Source organism: Vibrio albus, assembly GCF_003144035.1.
GTDB lineage: Bacteria > Pseudomonadota > Gammaproteobacteria > Enterobacterales > Vibrionaceae > Vibrio > Vibrio albus.
In genome coordinates, this window is the sequence record NZ_QFWT01000013.1 from 69,350 (window position 1) to 89,278 (window position 19,929).

A 19,929-nucleotide genomic window follows, 5' to 3' on the forward strand; every position below is an offset into this window, starting at 1 on the left:
ATTCTTCTACCTGAGTGCAGTACAGATGGATTCCAATGTTTCCTCGTTGAAAAAAATTTCTCAACTGAAAAAAGACTTTCATGCAAATATACAGGCAGCAACGCAAAGAACTGAGTCAAGTTCCAGCATTTCTCTGCTGACCAGAGAAGAATTAAGCGAACTTGAAAGTGTTTGGATACAGTTGTGTGTCTGGAAACAAAACCAGGCAACCGCGTCCTGAGTTAAGACCTACTTCATCTGTTCATCTAAGTTTAATACGGTCAGAGCATTACTTACACTGGTCGCCAATACATCAATCACCCCTGTTCTTAATGCGCCAAGCAGTGCCAGAGGCTTACTGTTTTCAGCTGCAATCGCGATCACTTCTGAAATTGGCCGAAACTCTTCAATACTCAGACCAATGACTCTATTACTCATCACGGTATGAGCTGTTTGCCCTTTTACATCAAAAAAGTCATGTCCGGCAAAGTCTCCAACCACCCCCTGTTGTAAACGCGATTGCACCACTTCTTCCGGCGTAAACCAACCGAGATCGACCATATAGCTGTTCTCACTCATATCTCCGACTCCGACTAGTGCCACATCGGCTTTACGTGCCAGATCCAGTGTCTGCTTAACCGTCGCATTTTGCATAAAAACTTGTTTTTGCTCTTTATTTTCAGCATAAGCAGGGGCATATAAGGTTTCTGAAGTACCGCCATATTTCTTGGCTAACTGTCGACAAATATGATCCGCATTAAACATGCCCCCTCTGGGGTGAATGCCACCTATTCCACACACAAACTTACAATCGCGCGGCGTAATAACGCCGATATGGTGAGCAACAGCCGATACATTTCGACCCTGACCCACCGTAATCACATTACCATCACGTAAATTGCTGGAAAGGTAGTTTGAGACCAGCCCGGCCACTTGGGTTCTCTGTTCATCTTCATTTGGCTGATCCAAAGCAATTAAGGCTCGTTTGACACCGAACTGTTCAACCAGGCGTTGTTCGATTTTTGCACTGAAAACGGGATGATATTTAACCGTAATTTCAACAATACCCTCGTCTCTTGCCTGTTTAAGCATACGGCCGACTTTCGCACGAGAAATAGAAAACTTTCGGGAAATCTCCTCCTGCGTTGCGCCATCCTGATAGTAAGCGACAGAAATTTCAGTAAGCAAATCCGTACTTTGCTCTGATATCTCCTGAATCTGATTAGTCATTCTCATATCCAAACCATTTGTCTGCAGAAATACTAACACAGAGAAAACCCATGCTGAACATGCGCTCATTATTATGACAGATATACATTTGCACCCACCATTACAAATGACACCAACCATTACAAGTGCTCAGTGTGATTTCACGTGTAATAGAACATTAACTTTCACAACATTTAACCTAAAACTGTTTATACACTTCAAATTACGTAATAAAAAAGGCCAAAAGTTGATTATTATCACTTTTATCTCGTTAGTGTGATTGACTTCTAATATAGATCAGCTAATTTGGATACATCAATTACTCAGACATTAATCATATGTTCATGTAACAATTGTCTAAGTCAAAAAATTAAGGGTTAGTGAATAGTGATTATTGATTAACCAACAAACAAATGCCCAGGAACGTTGAATAGATAGGATCACCAATATGAGCAACAAATTAGAGCAACTTCGTAAAGTAACCACTGTTGTCGCCGATACGGGCGATATTGAAGCTATCGCGAAATATCAGCCAGAAGACGCAACCACTAACCCTTCTCTTGTTCTGAAAGCGGCTCAGATAACGGATTATGCACCGCTTATTGATCAGGCTGTTGAATATGCTAAGACCCAGAGCAGCGATAAAGCCCAACAAATTGAAGATGCCTGCGATATGCTGGCAGTGAATATTGGTAAAGAAATCCTGAAGATCGTACCGGGACGCATATCTACTGAAGTCGATGCCCGTCTTTCTTTCAATACAGAGGCAAGCGTAGAAAAAGCTCGGAAGTTAGTAAAACTGTACAATGATGCAGGCATCTCTAATGACCGTATCCTTATCAAGCTGGCTTCCACCTGGGAAGGTATCCGTGCAGGTGAAGTTCTGGAAAAAGAAGGCATTAACTGTAACCTGACTCTTCTGTTCTCGTTTGCTCAGGCCCGGGCATGTGCTGAAGCGGGTGTCTTCCTTATTTCTCCTTTTGTTGGCCGTATTATGGACTGGTACAAAGCTAAAGAAGGACGCGACTTTGAAGCACAGGAAGACCCGGGCGTACAGTCGGTAACAACCATCTATAACTACTACAAAGAACACGGCTATGACACTGTGGTAATGGGGGCTAGCTTCCGCAATATCGGTGAAATTCTGGAGCTGGCTGGCTGTGACCGCCTGACTATCGCCCCTCAACTTCTTCAGGAGCTGGAAGAGGCTAAAGGCGAACTAGTGACAAAACTGACGCCTGCAAGTGACATTAAAGAGCGCCCTGCGGCAATGACTCACTCTGAATTCATGTGGGAACACAATCAGGATGCAATGGCGGTAGAAAAGCTTGCTGAAGGTATCCGTAACTTTACTATCGACCAGGGAAAGCTGGAAGCAATGATCGAAGCGAAACTTTAATTCCTAAAATAACTCATTACAGAACGGGCGCGTTTTGCGCCCGCTTAAATTTAACTTTTAAAACCGGTAACTACTATGGAACGTAAACAATTAGCGAATGCTGTCCGTGCTCTGGCCATGGATGGTGTACAAAAAGCGAACTCTGGTCACCCTGGTGCCCCAATGGGCATGGCGGATATTGCTGAAGTGCTTTGGCGCAGCCACATGAACCACAACCCGCAGAATCCTGACTGGGCTGACCGCGACCGCTTTGTACTGTCTAATGGTCACGGCTCTATGCTGCTTTATTCTCTGTTACACCTGACAGGTTATGACCTGTCTATTGATGATCTGAAAAACTTCCGTCAACTGCATTCAAAAACACCGGGTCACCCAGAATACGGTTATGCACCTGGCATTGAAACTACTACCGGCCCGCTGGGTCAGGGCATCACTAATGCCGTAGGTATGGCTATGGCCGAACGGGCTTTAGCGGCTCAGTTTAATAAAGATGGCCACGACATCGTTGACCACTTCACTTATGCCTTTATGGGTGACGGCTGTCTGATGGAAGGTATTTCTCACGAAGCCTGTTCTCTGGCGGGGACTCTGGGCCTGGGTAAACTGGTTGCATTCTGGGATGATAACGGTATCTCTATCGATGGTGAAGTCGAAGGCTGGTTTGCCGACGACACACCTAAACGTTTTGAAGCGTATGGCTGGCATGTTATTCCGGCTGTTGATGGTCACGACCCTGAAGCGATCAATGAAGCCATCAAAGCAGCAAAAGCCGAAACGGATAAGCCTACCCTGATTTGCTGTAAAACTGTGATAGGTTTTGGCTCTCCGAATAAATCAGGCTCTCACGACTGTCACGGTGCTCCTCTGGGTCACGATGAAATCGCAGCAGCTCGTGAATTCCTGGGCTGGAAGTATGAACCGTTTGAAATCCCGTCTGAAATTTACGCTGAGTGGGATGCCAAGGAAATTGGCACGGCAAAAGAAAAAGCGTGGAACGAGAAATTTGCTGCTTATGCTGCTGAATACCCTGAACTGGCGGCTGAATTTAAGCGTCGCGTAAACGGTGATCTGCCTGCTGAGTGGGAAGCACAAGCCAATGCATTTATTGCCGAGCTACAGGCGAACCCTGCAAGCATCGCTTCACGTAAAGCGTCACAAAATACACTGGAAGCGTTTGGTAAGCTGTTGCCTGAGTTTATGGGTGGCTCTGCTGACTTGGCTCCCTCTAACCTGACTATGTGGTCTGGCTCTAAGTCTCTGACTCGTGAAGACTTCTCCGGTAACTACATCCACTACGGTGTTCGTGAATTCGGTATGACTGCCATCATGAATGGTATCGCCCTGCATGGTGGTTTTGTCCCTTACGGCGCGACCTTCCTGATGTTTATGGAATACGCCCGTAATGCGATGCGTATGGCTGCGCTGATGAAGGTGCAGAACATTCAGGTTTACACACACGATTCAATCGGTCTGGGTGAAGACGGCCCGACTCACCAGCCGGTTGAGCAAATGGCGTCTCTTCGTGTGACCCCAAACATGAGCACATGGCGTCCGTGTGACCAGGTCGAATCTGCGGTAGCATGGAAATACGCTATCGAGCGTAAAGATGGACCGACGTCTCTTATCTTCTCTCGCCAGAACCTGGCGCAGCAGGAGCGTGATGCTGAGCAGGTAGCGAACATCGCTAAAGGTGCTTACGTGCTGAAAGATTGCGCAGGCAAGCCAGAACTTATCTTTATTGCCACCGGTTCCGAAGTGGAACTGGCAGTAGAAGCAGCAGCTAAGCTGACCGAAGAAGGCAAACAAGTACGCGTGGTATCTATGCCATCTACGGATCTGTTTGATGCTCAGGATGCGGCTTACCGTGAATCGGTACTGCCGTCTTATGTGACAGCTCGCGTTGCTATTGAAGCGGGTATTGCTGATTACTGGTACAAATACGTCGGCCTGAATGGACGAATTATTGGTATGACGACATTTGGTGAATCTGCTCCTGCTGGTGAACTGTTCAAACAGTTCGGCTTTACAGTAGAAAATGTTGTTAAGAAAGCAAAAGAAATTCTGGCTTAATCATATATTGGAAGCTTTTGTTTCTGACTAAAATAAAAGCCCCCTTTCCAAGGATAGGAAGGGGGCTTTTTATATTTATCCGGCTTATAGAAAAGGTGTTATAAAAAGGGAGAAATTATTTCGTTCTCAGATAGATAAGCCAGTAACCCAGTCCGACAAACAAACCACCACCGATGATATTACCAATGGTAACCGGAATCAGGTTATGAACGACAAAAGTAGCAATATTCAGATCAGCAAATTCTGCCGCGGTTGTACCGGTTGCCTGCCAGAACTCCGGAGATGCAAAGGTTTTAATACCAATTGCCATTGGGATCTGGAACATATTAGCAATACAGTGTTCAAAACCGGAAGATACAAACATGGCGACAGGCAGGATCATGATAATAACCTTATCAGTCAGGCTTCGGCCGCTGAATGTCATCCATACCGCAATACATACCAGTACATTACACATAATGCCTAGTGCAACCGCAGCCCAAAAGTCATGGTGTAATTTATGCTGGGCAATGTGCATGGTATTGATACCAACCTGCCCGTGGTCAAACATATATTGTTTAGATACCAGCATAATACCTACCAGCAACATCGCCCCAATGAAGTTGCCCAGATAAACCACCAGCCAGTTAATCCCCAGACTCTTCCAGCTGATTTTACCACTCGCGCGGGCAACAACGGTCAGTACTGAACTGGTAAAAAGCTCACCGCCAGTTACCACAACAAGGATTAAACCAAGGCTAAAAGCCAGACCGCCGACAAACCGGCTCATCCCCCACGCCATGTCTTCGCTGCCTGTTGTTATCGTGGTGTAAAAAAGAAACGCGATACCAATGTGAACACCGGCTGTTATAGCAAGCAACAAAGACTTTATCGGGTCTTTGGTCGCTTTACCCACCCCGGCTTCCGCAGCCCGCTCGGCCATTTCCGGCGGTAATAAAGAATCAAACTTATTCATTTTTGTAGCTCTCGTTAATTTTAAAAATATGGTTATAATTTTTCTGGTGCGGATGATCCTCCTAACACATACTTTTTTCAAGTGAATTTTTATGCAGCATTATGCCTTGTCTCCCCAGCAACCCTAAACCCACCTTAAAACGTATAAAAGACGGTATGATTCCGGTTGCAAAGGAACTAAAATTACTTTGTCACGATGTGAAACCATGAATAGTTACGAGACAGAATATGAAAACAATGAAGGTCAGTGCAGCCAGTCTGAACCAGACAGCCGGAGAGTTCGAAAGTAATATCAACAATATTATTGATGCAGCAGTAGCAGCCAAAGACTGCGGTGCCAGCTTTTTACTGACTCCCGAACTGTCCCTGACCGGTTACGGGCTGGAAGATAACTTTAGCTATATGAGCATTATTGATACTGCGCTTTCAAAGTTATTTAAACTAGCGACTGATCTTCCGCCGGGCATTGCCGTTTCAGTTGGTCTGCCCTATTTATATAGTGGCAAGCTGTTTAACGGTGTCGCCATCCTGTTAAATGGAAAAGTGTGTGGGGTTACATTCAAAAAGAATCTGGCCTCTAACGGCGTTCATTATGAGCAACGCTGGTTTACCCCTTGGAACCAGACGGATGTATTTAAACATACGTTCTCTGTTAACGGTGAAGAAGTCACCATCCCTGTCGGAACCCCTGTATTTGATATTGATGGTTTTCTGCTGGGAATTGAGGTATGCGAAGACAGTTGGGTCGCCAAGCGCATCGCCTCTCACTATTTTGATTTGGGTGTGGACATCATCGCTAATCCAAGTGCCAGCCATTTTGCTATTTCAAAGTTTAATATTCGCCAGCAGTTGGTAAAGGAATCGAGCCGTACCTACGGTGTAAACTACCTGTTTGCCAACCTGAACGGCGTGGACTCCGGGCGTGCCGTCTACGACGGTGGCTGTCTTATCGCTAACTCCGGACAGATCCTGAATCAGGGGCCCCGTTTTCATCATACCCCATGCGAAGTCATCACCTCCGTGATCAGAAATAACAGCAGTCGGGTGACGAAAGCCATCAGCAGCCAGCGTTACTCCGAAGTGCAACATAACCTGGATAACTACATCATCAGATTGGATACAAAGAACCCAACTCCGTTATTTACCCCAGACTCGCTGTCATTTCTTAGCGACCTCACTGCTACCCACACAGAAGCGAGTACCGTCGCGGCATGGGAAACCAGCCCATACCTTGAGCATGAAGAAGCCGTGCGGGCAATATCGCTTGGCCTGCGTGACTGGTCTAAAAAAACCAATACCAATGGTTATACTCTGTCTCTTAGTGGTGGTGCCGATTCAGGTTTGGTCGCAACACTGGTTGCAATGGCGGTGAAATTTGAACTGCATGAGTTTAAGACGAAGGGCCTTTCCCTAAAAGAGAGTTATTTTTTCCGTTTTGCTGACGATGATATTCAGGATGATATTGATACCATTGATATTGAGCAGGTAGAAAAGTCCGTCATGTCCAACTTTTTGCAAACGGCTTACCAGCCAAGTGCCAACAGTGGCAAAGTAACCTTTACTGCAGCGACAAAGCTGGCGGAATACATTGGCTCAACTCATTACAACTTCCCTATTACTGATGTCGTTGAGCAATATGAAAAAGTATTGAGTGAAGAAACCGGCATCACCTTTACCTGGGAAGATCACGATATCTTTCGCCAGAACATTCAGGCCCGAACCCGCTCGCCAATGATCTGGGGGGCGACCAACCTGAAAAACAGCCTGCTGCTGACCACCAGCAACCTGTCTGAAGCCAGCCTGGGTTATGCCACACAAGATGGTGATACCTCCGGCGTTCTGGCTCCTATTTCTGGTGTGACAAAATCAAGAATCCTGAAAATCCTTTCCTGGATGGAAAAGTACGGTATTGACTTAACGTATGTGGAAAACAATAACTTCGCCAGATTGGAAGCACTAAGCTATATCAACAACCAGAAGCCAACCGCAGAGCTTCGTCCTGAGGAACAACAGGATGAAGACGATCTGATGCCTTATGCCCTGCTGGACAGAATTCTGATGTTGCAGCTACAGAACAACCTCACACCACTGGAGATCTTCGAAACCATTATTATTGAAGATACAGAGTACGAAGCCGAATTTGTCGCCCGTTGCATAGTGAAATATTTCACTATGTTTGTCCGCAATCAGTGGAAACGAGACCGTCAGGCTCCGTCCTTCCACATTGAAATCAACTCTCTGGATCCAAAAGCAGACCGCCGAATGCCACTGTTGGGCAACCCGTATCAGGAAGAGATTGCTTATCTGAAAGAGCTTTTTGACTAGGGCACGCCCTAATAGAAGTGGAGTCTTTTATCAGAAATTTATCAGGATGGTATAAAAACACCGCACCAATTAAATAGGTGCGGTGTGTTCTTTTCAAAGAGGCAGGTTTCTCAAAAATAGAAAACTTACGCTAGTTTTTAGCTTTCAGAGTTAAGAAAGCCGCGCCAGCCACCGTACTCGCTGATATCCTGAGCCCCTTGTATACCAATAGGTTCACAGATAAAGCCTTTTACCCACTCACCGGATACCAGTTCCACTGAACCCAGCCCCAAGGGATGAGGGATTTGCGCAAGCAAGGCCCCAATACTGCCTGTCGAAATGGCCCATACTTCTACTTCAATATCAGTGCCCTGTTCTTCATCCCGGACCACACCCGGTCTGAACGGAGGACCTCCGGCCAGCTTATACATTTTGTACTTTGCTGAAGTAGACGTTTTTTCTTTCAGAACACCGCCTAAAGAGGTCAGTTGTTCATTCAGTGGCAACCCCTCCATATGAGCCCCACACACTAGCAAATCCATTGTCTTGGATGCTGAATTACGCCCGTCAACACCAAGAACCAGCCCGTTGTCCTGCTGCCACTGTTTCGCCAGTGAAAGCAGCGCCGGATCGGCAAAAGCTCGTGTAAACAGAGTCACACCAAATGGCAAACCAGCATCAGTAAACCCGGCAGGAATAGCGACTGAGCAGTAATCCAGCAGGTTCATAAAGTTGGTGTAGTAACCCAGATTACTGTTCAGTGTAATCGGATCCGCATTCACTTCGTTGATGGTGTAGATAGTTCCGGCAGTCGGCGTCATCACAATATCAACTTCAGACAGCAATTTGTCGCACTGAACTTTATACGCTTGTAGCTTATACATAGCTTTGAACGTATCTGCCGCTGAAAACGATGTGGCACCACCAATAATAGTTTCTATAACCGGTAAACAGCTTTTTGGTTGTTCCTCAAAAAATGTCTGAACTGCTGCATAGCGCTCAGCCACCCAAGGCCCCTGATAAAGCAGTTTTGCTGCATCAATAAATGGCTGCAGATCAAAAGGAACCAGCTCAGCGCCCATTTCCTTCATGCGGGTCTGCGTTTCTGCAAACAGAGTCTGATACTCTTCATTACCGAAAAAGGCCAGTTGCTCTGCAGCAGGGATCCCGACCTTCAGACCATTAAATGATCCTGAAACAGGCTGTATCGGTGCTTGTGTTGGTCTGGCATAACAATCCTGCTCGTCATACACCGCTGCAACGGAGTACAACAGAGACAGATCGTCAGCATTGCGGGCGAAGAATGTTACGCAATCCAAACTCTTACAGGCGGGAACGACACCGGTACAGCTAAGCAGACCTTTACTCGCTTTTAGTCCCATAAGGTTATTAAATGCAGCCGGTACACGTCCTGAACCGGCCGTGTCTGTTCCCAGAGAGAAAAAGACCTGATTGGTCGCCACACTCACTGCACTGCCAGAGCTGGAGCCGCCGGAAATATAGTCAGGGTTAAAACTGTTTTTCCCTTCTCCCCATGGACTACGTGTACCTACCAGCCCGGTTGCAAACTGATCCAGATTGGTTTTTCCCAGAGGTACTGCACCAGCGGCAATCAGTTGAGCCACCACAAAAGCGGATGACTCAGGCTCGTAGGTATACTCCTTACAGCCAGCCGTTGTCGGCAGACCTTCAAGGTCAATATTGTCTTTAATGGCGAAAGGCACACCGTAAAGAGGCAGCGTATCACTATCCTTTTCCCGTAACGCATCTACATAGGTCTGCAGCTGTGCATCGGAAATGCAACTTATCCATGCATTACGGTCATCACTTCTGGCCTGCTCCAGTTTCTCCTGTAAAAAGCTAAAAGGAGAGATCTCGCCGGAACGATAGGCTTCAATTAACTGCTTAATGGTTGATGGCATCATTATCGTCTCCCTGTGATTACGCGCATGTATTCAAAATAACCAGCGGTTGTCCCGCATGAACCTGAGAGCCGGCCTCATGGCAAATATGGTCAACGACACCAGATACACCAGCACAGACTTCAAGTTCCATCTTCATCGCCTCAAGGATCATAACCACATCGCCTTCTTTCACCTTCTGACCCGGTTCTACCATGATTTGCCAGATATTACCGGCCACATGGCCTTCAATCGCCTCTTGCCCTTCAGCAAGCTCCAGCTCATCGCCAGACACTTCCACTGCTTCTTCAGCCACAAAGTTTGCCTGACCGGTTTCTTCCCAACGCAGGCGTTCCGCTTCAAAGGCTTTCTGTTGTCTTTCCTTGCACTGATTAATTTCTTCACCATGCTCTTCAACCAGAGCGTCGTACTCTGCCAGAGAGAACGTCGTTTCTTCGATTTTTACCGGGTATTGCCCTAACGGATGTTTCTCGCGGATTTCCAGCAATTCTTCTGCACTGACTTCGTAAAAACGGATCTGGTCAAAGAAACGCAGCAGCCATGGCTTATCGAATACTTCTGTTTGTCTGTAACGGTTCCACATCTGCAGAGTGCGCCCCACAAACTGATAACCACCCGGACCTTCCATACCGTATACACACATATAGGCACCACCGATACCCACGGCGTTTTCCGGTGTCCATGTTCGTGCAGGGTTATATTTGGTTGTCACCAGACGGTGACGCGGATCCATCGGAGTGGCTACCGGAGCACCCAGATACACATCTCCCAGCCCCATAACCAGATAGCTTGCGTCAAATACGATACGTTTTACGTCTTCAACAGAATCCAGCCCGTTAATACGACGGATAAATTCAATGTTATCCGGACACCAAGGTGCATTTTTACGTACTACTTCATCGTACTTACGGATTGCCAGACGAGTTGCTTCATCATCCCATGACAGAGGCAGGTGAACCACACGAGCCGGAACTTCAAGCTCATCAATATTGTCCAGTTCCGCTTCCATTACTTCTAGTTTTTCCAGCAATTCAGAACGAGGCAAAACAAGGTTGTTGTAATGGATCTGCAAAGAGCGGATACCCGGAGTCAGCTCTTCAACACCTTCCAGGCCCATCTCTTCAAGTTTCAGCATCAGAGCGTGTGCGCGGAAACGCAGACGAATATCCAGGACCTGAGGACCATATTCAACCAGAAGAAAATCTTCACCACTCGGACGGTAAACCACTTTCACACCGTGAACATCAGCCGGAATTTCTTTGATGATTGGCGTGGTTATTTCTGCAGCAACTAATTCACTCTCTTTAATTTCAAGCTTTTCTACCTGAGCAAGCTGCTCTCTCTCCGCTTTTTCCGCCTCTTCCAGCGCAACAGGAGTAAAGCTCACTTTATCACCGGCTTTCAGCTGACCCATTTTCCATAGATCAGCTTTGATAATGGTAACCGGACACACAAAGCCGCCAAGACTCGGTCCGTCAGGCCCCAGGATCACCGGCATATCTCCGGTAAAGTCGATGGTACCGACTGCATAAGCATTATCATGAATGTTTGATGGATGAAGCCCCGCTTCCCCTCCGTCAGTACGTGCCCAGTCAGGTTTAGGACCAATCAGGCGTACACCGGTACGGCTTGAGTTAAAGTGCACTTTCCACTCAGCATCAAAGAAAGTCTTAATATCCTCATCGGTAAAGAAATCAGGCGCACCGTGAGGGCCATACATCACCCGGATCTGCCAGGTATCAGCGAACTCTGGAAGTTCAACTTCTGCACCGGAAAGCGTATCGTTAGCCGCAGAAGCATCCAAATGCAGAACATCACCCGCCAGAAGCGCTCGCCCGGCATGACCACCGAACTGACCCAGAGTAAAGGTAGACTTACTGCCCAGATAATCAGGGCATTGCAGACCACCTTCAACGGCTAAATAAGTCCTCGCACCAGCACCTGTGACTTTACCCAGTTTTAGTGTCTGACCGGCTTCAACTTTAACCGCTTTACCCATAGCAACCGGCTGGTTATCCAGTGTGGCCTGAATCTCTGCACCCGTCAGCGCAATATATTTTCCGGTATTAAATTTCAGAGTGGGGCCACTGATAATAATCTCCAGCCCTGCCGAGCTTTTATCATTGCCCAGAAGCTGATTACCCAGACGGAAACTCAGTGAGTCCATCGGCCCTGAAGGTGGCACACCGATATGCCAGTACCCTTTACGTCCCGGGTAGTCCTGAATGGTCGTCTGAGTACCACCGCTTACCACATCAATACTCTTTGGCTGATAAACAAAGCTATTAAGGGAACGAGTCAGAACGGTACCGTTTTGTACTTCAGAGCTTAATAGTAACTGTTTTAAATAAAACTGGTTATGTTCAATACCATAGACGGACAACTCATTCAGCGTCTGCTGAAGCTTTTCCAGCGCAGATTCCCGCGATTCCGCGTGTACGATCAGTTTCGCCAGCATAGGGTCAAAAAACGGAGAAACCTGAACCCCGGCTTCAATCCAATGTTCTACTCTTAGGCCGTCGATGGAAGGCCATTCGACATGGCTTAGCAGGCCTGCGCATGGCTGAAAGTTCTTGTTTGCATCTTCAGCGTACAGTCTGACCTGAATTGAGTGACCCTGTGACGTCAAATCGGTTTCTGCCGCAGTAAGATCCAGTTCATCCGCCCCCTGCTTAACCATCCATTCAACCAAATCGACACTGAAGACTTCTTCGGTAACACCATGCTCTACCTGAAGACGGGTATTCACTTCTAAGAAATAAAATCGTTGTTCTTTCTGGTCAAAAACAAACTCTACGGTACCGGCATTTCGATAGTTAACCGCTGCTGCTAGACGGATGGCCGTTTGTTGCAAAGCCGCACGGGTTTCCTCTGAAAGGTTCGGTGCGGGTGTTTCTTCAATCACTTTCTGGTTACGGCGCTGAGCCGAGCAGTCACGTTCACCAAGTGCAACCACCTTGCCTTTACCATCACCAAAAATCTGAACTTCGATGTGACGGGCATGCTCGATAAATTTTTCCAGAAAAACACCGCTGTTGCTGAAGTTGTTTTCACTCAGACGCTTAACTGATTCAAACGCATCTGACAATTCATCAGCACTGTAACAACACTGCATACCGATACCACCGCCACCGGCAGTACTTTTCAGCATGACCGGATAACCAATACTTTCAGCCTCTTTCAGCGCTTCATCTTTATCGGTTAAAAGGCCGGTACCCGGCAATAACGGAACATTTGCGTTAGTCGCTATCTCACGTGCCGAATGTTTCAGGCCAAACGCATTGATTTGCTGAGCCGTAGGGCCGAGAAAAGCAATGCCCTCATTTTCGCAGAGTTGCACAAACTCAGGGTTTTCACTTAAAAAACCATATCCAGGGTGGATAGCTTGTGCTCCACATGATTTAGCAATCTGGATAATTTTATACTGGTCAAGGTAAGTTGTGGCTGCACCGGCTTCTCCTAAACTATAAGCGTCATCTGCCTGAACCACATGCAAGCTGTGTGCATCTGCTTCACTGAAAACTGCCACACTTTTGATATTTAATCGCTTTAATGTTCTGATCACACGGCACGCTATTGCACCACGGTTTGCTATCAATACCTTATCAAACATAACTCTATCTACCGTTAATCGGGTCGTCCCGTTTAGCTCTGAGCGTGGATTGGGGTCGTCCCCTGCTCATTCGTCGATATGGATTTTTGTTTGCTTAGTCCCAGATCAGCATTTCAACAGGAGTCGGGTTGTATGCATTACACGGGTTATTTAACTGTGGGCAGTTTGACATCAAAACAATCACATCCATATGGGCTTTCAGCTCGACGTATTTGCCCGGAGCACTAATACCATCTTCAAATGTAAGGCCACCTTCTTCTGTAATAGGTACGTTCATAAAGAAGTTAATGTTGTGGGTAATATCACGCTTATCCATGCCAAATTGATCATTCTCTGCAACGGCTAATAACCAGCTGTCACGGCAGGCGTGCATGCATTTTTTCTCGATAGCATAACGTACGGTGTTACTTTCTGTCGCACAGGCACCACCCAGTGTGTCATGACGGCCACAGGTATCAGCAACAATTTCCAGCATCACATTGCATTGATCAGACAGAATTTTAGTACCGGTAGTCAGATAAACATTTCCTTGCTCACGGATAGTATCAACAGCACTGTAACGTTCAGCAGGATCATTTGCGTTATAAAACAGGGTGTCAGCAGCCTGGTTACCTTCCATATCCAGAATACGTAGAGTCTGGCCTTTTTTAACTACTTTCATGTAGTAATCACCAGCTGGTACCACGTCACGTTGCGATGCGTTTTCTACTTTAAGTTGACTTTCGACAATCATTTTTTACTCCTTGTTAGCAGCCGGGTGATTAAGCGACCAGATAGCGGCGGTTGTTTTCAAAACCACGACCATTCTCTTCACAGGAATTCAGACAAACATCATCCGCTGTCATCTCTTCCGCTTTGCTGACAGCAATGTCTACCGGCTTGAACGGATACTCTTCTGCCGGGTTCAATGGGTGAGGACAGCTTGTCAACACAATCAATGTTTCCATTTCAACACGCAGTTCAATAGAGTCACCAGCTTTGCTGTGGCCTTCACTAAAGATAAAGTTGCCTTCTGCATCAGTAGCGACTTTGCTGAACAGGTTTAGGTTCGCCGCGAGATCACGCTTGCCCAGTCCATACTTAGCCACCTCCACCAGCAGAGCATCGTAGCCATTTTGCATCCATAGGTTGCGGGCGTTCTGATAATCACGGGCACCCCATTTACCTGCGACTTTCTGCTTGTTCGACACGCCACATACGGTGTCGATCCAACCGGTATCATCACGAACAACAGAAGCAAAAATACGACCCATATCAGAATACAGACAGTTACCCGTTGATAACTTAAATGTGTGCTGGCATTTCAGAGTGTCTGGTGCGTTATAACGCTCTAACAGGTTTTTAGGGTTATAGAACAGTACGCTAAGGTTCGCTCCACCTTCAACATCGGTAAATTTGACCGTATGCCCTTTTGGAACGACCATTGACCAGTGCGAAGCACCAGGAATAGTATCTGTAAAAATAGGTTCCTTAGTTGACGACATTGCGTCCTCCTTAAGCAATTTTCTTTATAATCTGTTGAGAGATAGAATCTGCAGCAGATGGTTTGTCCAGATCAATATCAAACGTCACTTGTGCGCCGTAACGCTCAGGTGCCTGTTCATCATGTCTTACGTGATCAAATACCCACAGGCGGTTACCAAGATAGAAGCCTTCACTCAGATCATGGGTAATCATAAATACCGTTAGCTTCTGCTCTTGCCACAGGCTTTTTATCAATTCATGCATATCCTTGCGGATACCCGGGTCAAGAGCACCAAATGGTTCATCAAGTAATAAAATCCGAGGTTTCTTAATCAGAGACTGTGCAATCGAAAGGCGTTGACGCATACCACCTGATAGTTCGTGTGGGTACTTTTGCAACGCGTGCCCCAAACCAACCTGCTCTAGCATCGCTTTAGCGGCTTGCTCAGTTTGCTTCTTTTTGTCACCGAAGCTACGGCCCAGAAATGTGCTGCCTATACCACCGGCCTCAAATTCCTGACCGATCATGACATTTTCAAGAGCAGTAAGATGCGGAAACACAGAATACTTCTGAAAAACAATGCCCCTTTCTACGCTTGGCTCACAACTCAATGGCTCTCCATCCAGTAAAATTTCTCCACGGGATGGCTTTTCAGTACCCAGCATCATGTTCAGAAACGTGGTTTTTCCGCAGCCAGACGCTCCGACAATACTGACAAAGTCACCTTCTTTTACATCAAGCTTCAGACGTTCCAGAACAATGTTTTCACCGTACTCTTTCCATAAGTTGTTAATCTGGATAATAGGCACATCTTTATTCATTTTATTCCCCCTGAGCCTGGTGATACCAAGGGCTTAACTTCAGCGACAATTGTCTTAGCAACCAGTCCATCGTATAAGCAAGAATGGTGATCCAAAAAACATAAGGAAGGATCACATCCATCGCCAGATACCGTCTGACCAGAAAGATCCGGTAACCCAAACCTTCGGTCGCAACGATAGCTTCCGCTGCAATCAAAAATAGCCATGCACTACCAAGAGTCAGGCGAACCGATTCGATAAGTCTTGGAAAAATTTGTGGCAGAACGACCCGCTGAATGATCTGCCAGCTGTTTCCTCCCAGAGTTTGCGCCTTAATAAGTTGCTCCTCTGGTAAACTCTGGGTTTTTAACTGCATATCCCGGATGATCACCGGGCATACCCCCACAATAATCAATACCACTTTGGACAGTTCGCCCAGGCCAAAGCTGATAAAGAGTATGGGTAGTATTGCCATTGGCGGAATCAGAGAAATAGCCGTCACAACAGGAGATAACGATGAGCGGACAAGGGGCAACATACCGTTTGCCACCCCAATAGTTAGTCCAATCAGAGCACTAAATCCAATGCCTATACCAAGACGGATTAAACTGGCAAGCGTATCAGACCACATCAGGTACTCGCCGGTTCTTCTGCTTGGTGTAAATGCCATACGATCAATCGCTTCAAAAAAGCTGCTAAATGCTGGCAGTAACTTATCGGCTGAGTTAGCAGCCAGCCTGGCATCTGATGCCACCACATAAGCGGCTAAAGCAATAGCAAATGGCAGTATTCCCAGCATCAAACGACCATGACGCGAAGGCTTTTTGTTTATAAGCTTGGTCATAACAACTCCAGTTGAACAGGTTCGTGAAACTTAAAGTTTGCCTTCCGCGGCCATCTGCATGTATTCAGGAGTAAAACGCAGCTTAATGTTAGCTGAATTTCCGTACACACCCGTTGGTGTTTCAATACCAATAAATGTTGCATCCGGAGCACCCTCACCCAGCAGACCGTGATCAAATGAGAACTCGCTGACTTTTTGCATGGTGTCGGTTAACTGAGGACTTTGAGTAAACTCAACGGCTTCAGCCGCGTTGTAGAACATTTTTGTCGCAGCCAATTGCTGGTTATAGCCAGCCAGATCCGTTCCCGACGCCTGAGCCATATAGGTCTTGGCTTCATCGCCTTTATCTTTAGATGTCATGGTGGACATAATTTCGTACCATGCACCTGTCAGCGCTTTAGCCAGCTTAGGGTTGTCTTCCAGTGTTTCAGTATTCACGACCAGAAGGTCAATGATTTCACCTGGAATATCTGAAGAGTCGAAAACAAGAGAAGTGTCAGGTTGAGAAGTAATTTCGCTCAGAAGAGGGTTCCAGGTAACAACAGAAGACACATCGTCAGTACTGAAAGCCGCGACGATATCGGCATCAGAAGTGTTAACGACTTTCACATCTCTTTCCGACATGCCAACACTTTCAAGGCCTCGGGCCATCAGATAATGAGACACGCTAAGTTCAACCAAATTAACGTTCTGACCTTTAATATCAGCCAGAGACTTATCACCTTTCAGTACTATTCCATCGTTGCCGTTTGAGAAGTCACCGACGATAACAGCAGTGGAATCCACACCACTGGCTGCAGGGATGGTCAGAGCATCCATATTGGTCATTACCGTTGCATCGAACTGACCAGCAGTGAACTGGTTGATAGACTCAACGTAGTCATTTACCTGAACAACATCAATATCGATGCCATATTTATCTGCCCACTTATCAACAACACCGGCATAATCAGCGTAGTCCCAAGGCATCCAGCCAACATAAATCGACCAGGCAATGGTAAAGTCAGTTTTTTCTTCAGCCTGAACGGCCGGCGCGAATAAAGGAGCAGAAAGAAGAGTGGCAGACATTGCCAGTGTTGTTAGATTTTTCTTAAAGAATGATTTCATGGGGTCACCTCCACTGTGAGTCACGGTTTGATATAAGCACAAGAGACATAACCAATACTATTGGTTGGCCTCCCGGGCTTTTATCCCTCCGTGTGACCTCAGAAGAGGTTGACAACTCTTGGACCAGACACTGAAATCATCAGCCGGAACCCTAGATGTCTATTTTTGGCAAATTGTAGCCAGTGTATAGAAATACTATTAAGTATGCTCTTACGCTTAACTTATTTTGTATCTAGCAAATGGTGTGCCTGTTTTTAATTTTATTATTTTTCATGCAGTTAAAGTCAAATCATTTAGAAAAACTCATAGTGCATCCCATAACAGCGCACAAATGCACCATAAAAGTGCAATGTCTAAAGACTATTTCTCTACTTAACGACGACTATGAATCCTTGCAGGAAACTCTTTTTGTGGTTCTGACAACTCCGTTGCATTCAGCAGACTCTGCATACAGAAAAAGAGGTGCTGGCTCATCTCCTTATAGTCCTGTTCAACCGAGTCAATCGCGACAGGAAGACAGTCCAGAATATTATAGTTATCAAACGTCGCCAGCCTCATACGGGTATCTAATAGTCCCTGTTCAGTCAAATACCGGAGGACTCCCTCCAGGATAGAGTAAGAGGCCGTAAACAATGCCTCAGGACACCGGCCTAAACCTTCAACACACTCCTTCATCATCAGGTAACCGGATTCCGGATGATAGTCACGATGGAAAATCCAGGTGGAACAAGGAGGAAGTCCGGCTTTTTTTAATGCCAGTCGATAACCGGCGAGACGCTCACGTCCGGGAGAAAGCAATGAAGTACCGCCAAAATAGAAGCATTCTCTGACAGTATCATCCAATAACCTGCTAACAACACTTTCCGTTGCAGCCTCTGCACCTGTCACAACATAGGGAAGGTTTGTCTCCGGAATTCTCCTGTCAAACAGTATCACAGGCAGTGTTTTATTTACTTTTAGATAAAACTTATCATCAGGCATACAGGAAGCTACCATCAGCAGATCCACCTGACGACTAATCAGACTGTTCACCGCCTGTATTTCTTCTTTCTTATCGTCTTCAGAAGACGCTATCAGTGTCTGATATCCCTTTTCCCGGCACAACCTTTCCAGCTCTTTCGCTATCGTTGCAAAGCCCATATTGGATAAATCGGGGATAACCAGGCCAATAGTGTAAGTTCGTTTGGATTTGAGAGCACGGGCATACAGGCTGGGGGCATAGTTATGCTCTTTGACTACAGACATCACCTTTTCCACTGTCTCGGGAGCTATCCGGTGCTTTTCGGCATGACCATTTAACACAAAACTGACCGTTGACTTAGAAACACCCGCGAGTTCAGCAACTTCTGCGAGCGTCATTTTCTTCTTCACTACTGATGGTCCTTTCCACTTCCGAAGCCAAATATTACCTTTCCGGAATAAAAAAAACCACTGTGAACATGACCACACTCATGCTCTACAGTGGTTAGTAACTCACCATTAATGGTTTTTATCGGGTCTATCTATTTATGCCACTTCTACTTATTTAGTGTGCTTTTTTTGAGTTGCCATTGACGTTGTTAGCTAAAATCTGGTTTATGCTTAACAGTGCTAAGTGTTATACAACTCAGTAACAATAACAACCTGCGAAATCCGACAGGTTTTTAGATTCATATTATTTTTCAGTATCGTTCGAAGTGATTTCCGGCTGAATATAGCCTAATAAAATCGCTTTACTAATGGCCTGATAGCGATTCGCAGCCTGAAGTTTTTTTGTCGCATTATCAATATGAAAGAAGACCGTTCTCTCTGAGCATTCTAAAATCTGGGCTATTTCCCAAGTGGTTTTCCCTTCTGCCGCCCAAAGCAAAGCACTGTTTTCCCTTGGAGTTAAAGCGTTAAAGTTAGGGCTGTATCCCACCAAAGCGACAATTCGTGAAAATGCTATTGGAGCAACAATTTGCGCCCACAGCATCGCTTTATTTATCGCTTTGTCAGAGATATCCGCAATGGGTTTACGAGACGCAAAGCTCAGCATGCCAAATTCACCACGGCTGCCGTGTACCGGTACACTCATACCACTGCACAAACCCGCTGCCGCCGCTTCTTTAAAAAATTTCAATTCTTTATTGTTCGAAGACTCATTGATAATCTGATAGAAGTGGCCCCCGATTTTCGGACATGACTTTAAGTGATTGATCTGTTTTGATAGTACCCAGAAATACTGGAGCAGATTATGACTAGAAAACGTAGAAACCACTCTCCTGAGTTTAAAGCTAAGGTG

At 46.2% G+C, this 19,929-nt stretch carries 14 protein-coding genes and 1 riboswitch; of the genes, 3 read left to right on the forward strand and 11 right to left on the reverse strand.

Annotated elements, in window-relative coordinates:
• Positions 1-228 precede the first annotated feature (228 nt).
• Positions 229-1,209 (reverse strand): sugar-binding transcriptional regulator, encoded by a 981-nt coding sequence (locus DI392_RS18235; RefSeq protein ID WP_109321123.1) that lies wholly within the window; start codon positions 1,207-1,209, stop codon positions 229-231.
• A gap of 427 nt (positions 1,210-1,636) precedes the next feature.
• Here DI392_RS18235 and tal point away from each other — a divergent pair, with 427 nt between their 5' ends.
• Entirely contained in the window at positions 1,637-2,587 is a 951-nt protein-coding gene (tal, locus tag DI392_RS18240; protein ID WP_109321124.1) for a transaldolase, read from the forward strand.
• Between the two features lie 75 nt (positions 2,588-2,662).
• Complete coding sequence (tkt, locus tag DI392_RS18245) at positions 2,663-4,657, forward strand: transketolase (protein ID WP_109321125.1); 1,995 nt, start codon at positions 2,663-2,665, stop codon at positions 4,655-4,657.
• Positions 4,658-4,772: 115 nt separating this feature from the next.
• Here tkt and focA read toward each other — a convergent pair whose 3' ends face one another.
• Positions 4,773-5,612 (reverse strand): formate transporter FocA, encoded by an 840-nt coding sequence (focA, locus tag DI392_RS18250; RefSeq protein WP_109321126.1) that lies wholly within the window; start codon positions 5,610-5,612, stop codon positions 4,773-4,775.
• Between the two features lie 227 nt (positions 5,613-5,839).
• Here focA and nadE point away from each other — a divergent pair, with 227 nt between their 5' ends.
• Positions 5,840-7,936: an NAD(+) synthase gene (gene nadE, locus DI392_RS18255; protein WP_109321127.1), complete on the forward strand. Its 2,097-nt coding sequence runs from the start codon at positions 5,840-5,842 to the stop codon at positions 7,934-7,936.
• Between the two features lie 137 nt (positions 7,937-8,073).
• On the opposite strand, the gene atzF is transcribed toward nadE, so the two are convergent.
• The 9 genes from atzF to DI392_RS18300 form a co-directional block, all read right to left on the reverse strand.
• Entirely contained in the window at positions 8,074-9,840 is a 1,767-nt protein-coding gene (atzF, locus tag DI392_RS18260) for an allophanate hydrolase (RefSeq protein ID WP_109321128.1), read from the reverse strand.
• A 16-nt stretch (positions 9,841-9,856) separates the two neighbouring features.
• Entirely contained in the window at positions 9,857-13,450 is a 3,594-nt protein-coding gene (gene uca, locus DI392_RS18265) for an urea carboxylase (RefSeq protein WP_109321129.1), read from the reverse strand.
• A 94-nt stretch (positions 13,451-13,544) separates the two neighbouring features.
• Complete coding sequence (locus tag DI392_RS18270) at positions 13,545-14,183, reverse strand: urea amidolyase associated protein UAAP2 (RefSeq protein WP_109321130.1); 639 nt, start codon at positions 14,181-14,183, stop codon at positions 13,545-13,547.
• A gap of 28 nt (positions 14,184-14,211) precedes the next feature.
• Positions 14,212-14,934, reverse strand: a complete 723-nt coding sequence (locus DI392_RS18275) for an urea amidolyase associated protein UAAP1 (RefSeq protein WP_109321131.1) — start codon at positions 14,932-14,934, stop codon at positions 14,212-14,214.
• Positions 14,935-14,944: 10 nt separating this feature from the next.
• Positions 14,945-15,736, reverse strand: a complete 792-nt coding sequence (locus DI392_RS18280; protein ID WP_109321132.1) for an ABC transporter ATP-binding protein — start codon at positions 15,734-15,736, stop codon at positions 14,945-14,947.
• Between the two features lies 1 nt (position 15,737).
• Positions 15,738-16,559 (reverse strand): ABC transporter permease, encoded by an 822-nt coding sequence (locus DI392_RS18285; protein WP_109321133.1) that lies wholly within the window; start codon positions 16,557-16,559, stop codon positions 15,738-15,740.
• 30 nt (positions 16,560-16,589) lie between these two features.
• On the reverse strand, positions 16,590-17,666 hold the full coding sequence (locus tag DI392_RS18290) for a putative urea ABC transporter substrate-binding protein (RefSeq protein WP_109321134.1): 1,077 nt from the start codon (positions 17,664-17,666) through the stop codon (positions 16,590-16,592).
• A gap of 67 nt (positions 17,667-17,733) precedes the next feature.
• Positions 17,734-17,832, reverse strand: a riboswitch (guanidine-I (ykkC/yxkD leader).
• Positions 17,833-18,038: 206 nt separating this feature from the next.
• Positions 18,039-19,037, reverse strand: coding sequence for a LacI family DNA-binding transcriptional regulator (locus DI392_RS18295; protein WP_245884147.1), 999 nt, complete (start codon positions 19,035-19,037; stop codon positions 18,039-18,041).
• A 283-nt stretch (positions 19,038-19,320) separates the two neighbouring features.
• Positions 19,321-19,929: helix-turn-helix transcriptional regulator (locus tag DI392_RS18300; RefSeq protein WP_219930921.1), on the reverse strand; the 609-nt coding region annotated here is incomplete at its 5' end.

Coding starts and splice junctions, on each gene's coding strand:
- DI392_RS18235 (WP_109321123.1), bottom strand. CDS start 1,209: ATGACTAATCAGATTCAGGAGATATCAGAGCAAAGTACGGATTTGCTT.
- tal (WP_109321124.1), top strand. CDS start 1,637: ATGAGCAACAAATTAGAGCAACTTCGTAAAGTAACCACTGTTGTCGCC.
- tkt (WP_109321125.1), top strand. CDS start 2,663: ATGGAACGTAAACAATTAGCGAATGCTGTCCGTGCTCTGGCCATGGAT.
- focA (WP_109321126.1), bottom strand. CDS start 5,612: ATGAATAAGTTTGATTCTTTATTACCGCCGGAAATGGCCGAGCGGGCT.
- nadE (WP_109321127.1), top strand. CDS start 5,840: ATGAAAACAATGAAGGTCAGTGCAGCCAGTCTGAACCAGACAGCCGGA.
- atzF (WP_109321128.1), bottom strand. CDS start 9,840: ATGATGCCATCAACCATTAAGCAGTTAATTGAAGCCTATCGTTCCGGC.
- uca (WP_109321129.1), bottom strand. CDS start 13,450: ATGTTTGATAAGGTATTGATAGCAAACCGTGGTGCAATAGCGTGCCGT.
- DI392_RS18270 (WP_109321130.1), bottom strand. CDS start 14,183: ATGATTGTCGAAAGTCAACTTAAAGTAGAAAACGCATCGCAACGTGAC.
- DI392_RS18275 (WP_109321131.1), bottom strand. CDS start 14,934: ATGTCGTCAACTAAGGAACCTATTTTTACAGATACTATTCCTGGTGCT.
- DI392_RS18280 (WP_109321132.1), bottom strand. CDS start 15,736: ATGAATAAAGATGTGCCTATTATCCAGATTAACAACTTATGGAAAGAG.
- DI392_RS18285 (WP_109321133.1), bottom strand. CDS start 16,559: ATGACCAAGCTTATAAACAAAAAGCCTTCGCGTCATGGTCGTTTGATG.
- DI392_RS18290 (WP_109321134.1), bottom strand. CDS start 17,666: ATGAAATCATTCTTTAAGAAAAATCTAACAACACTGGCAATGTCTGCC.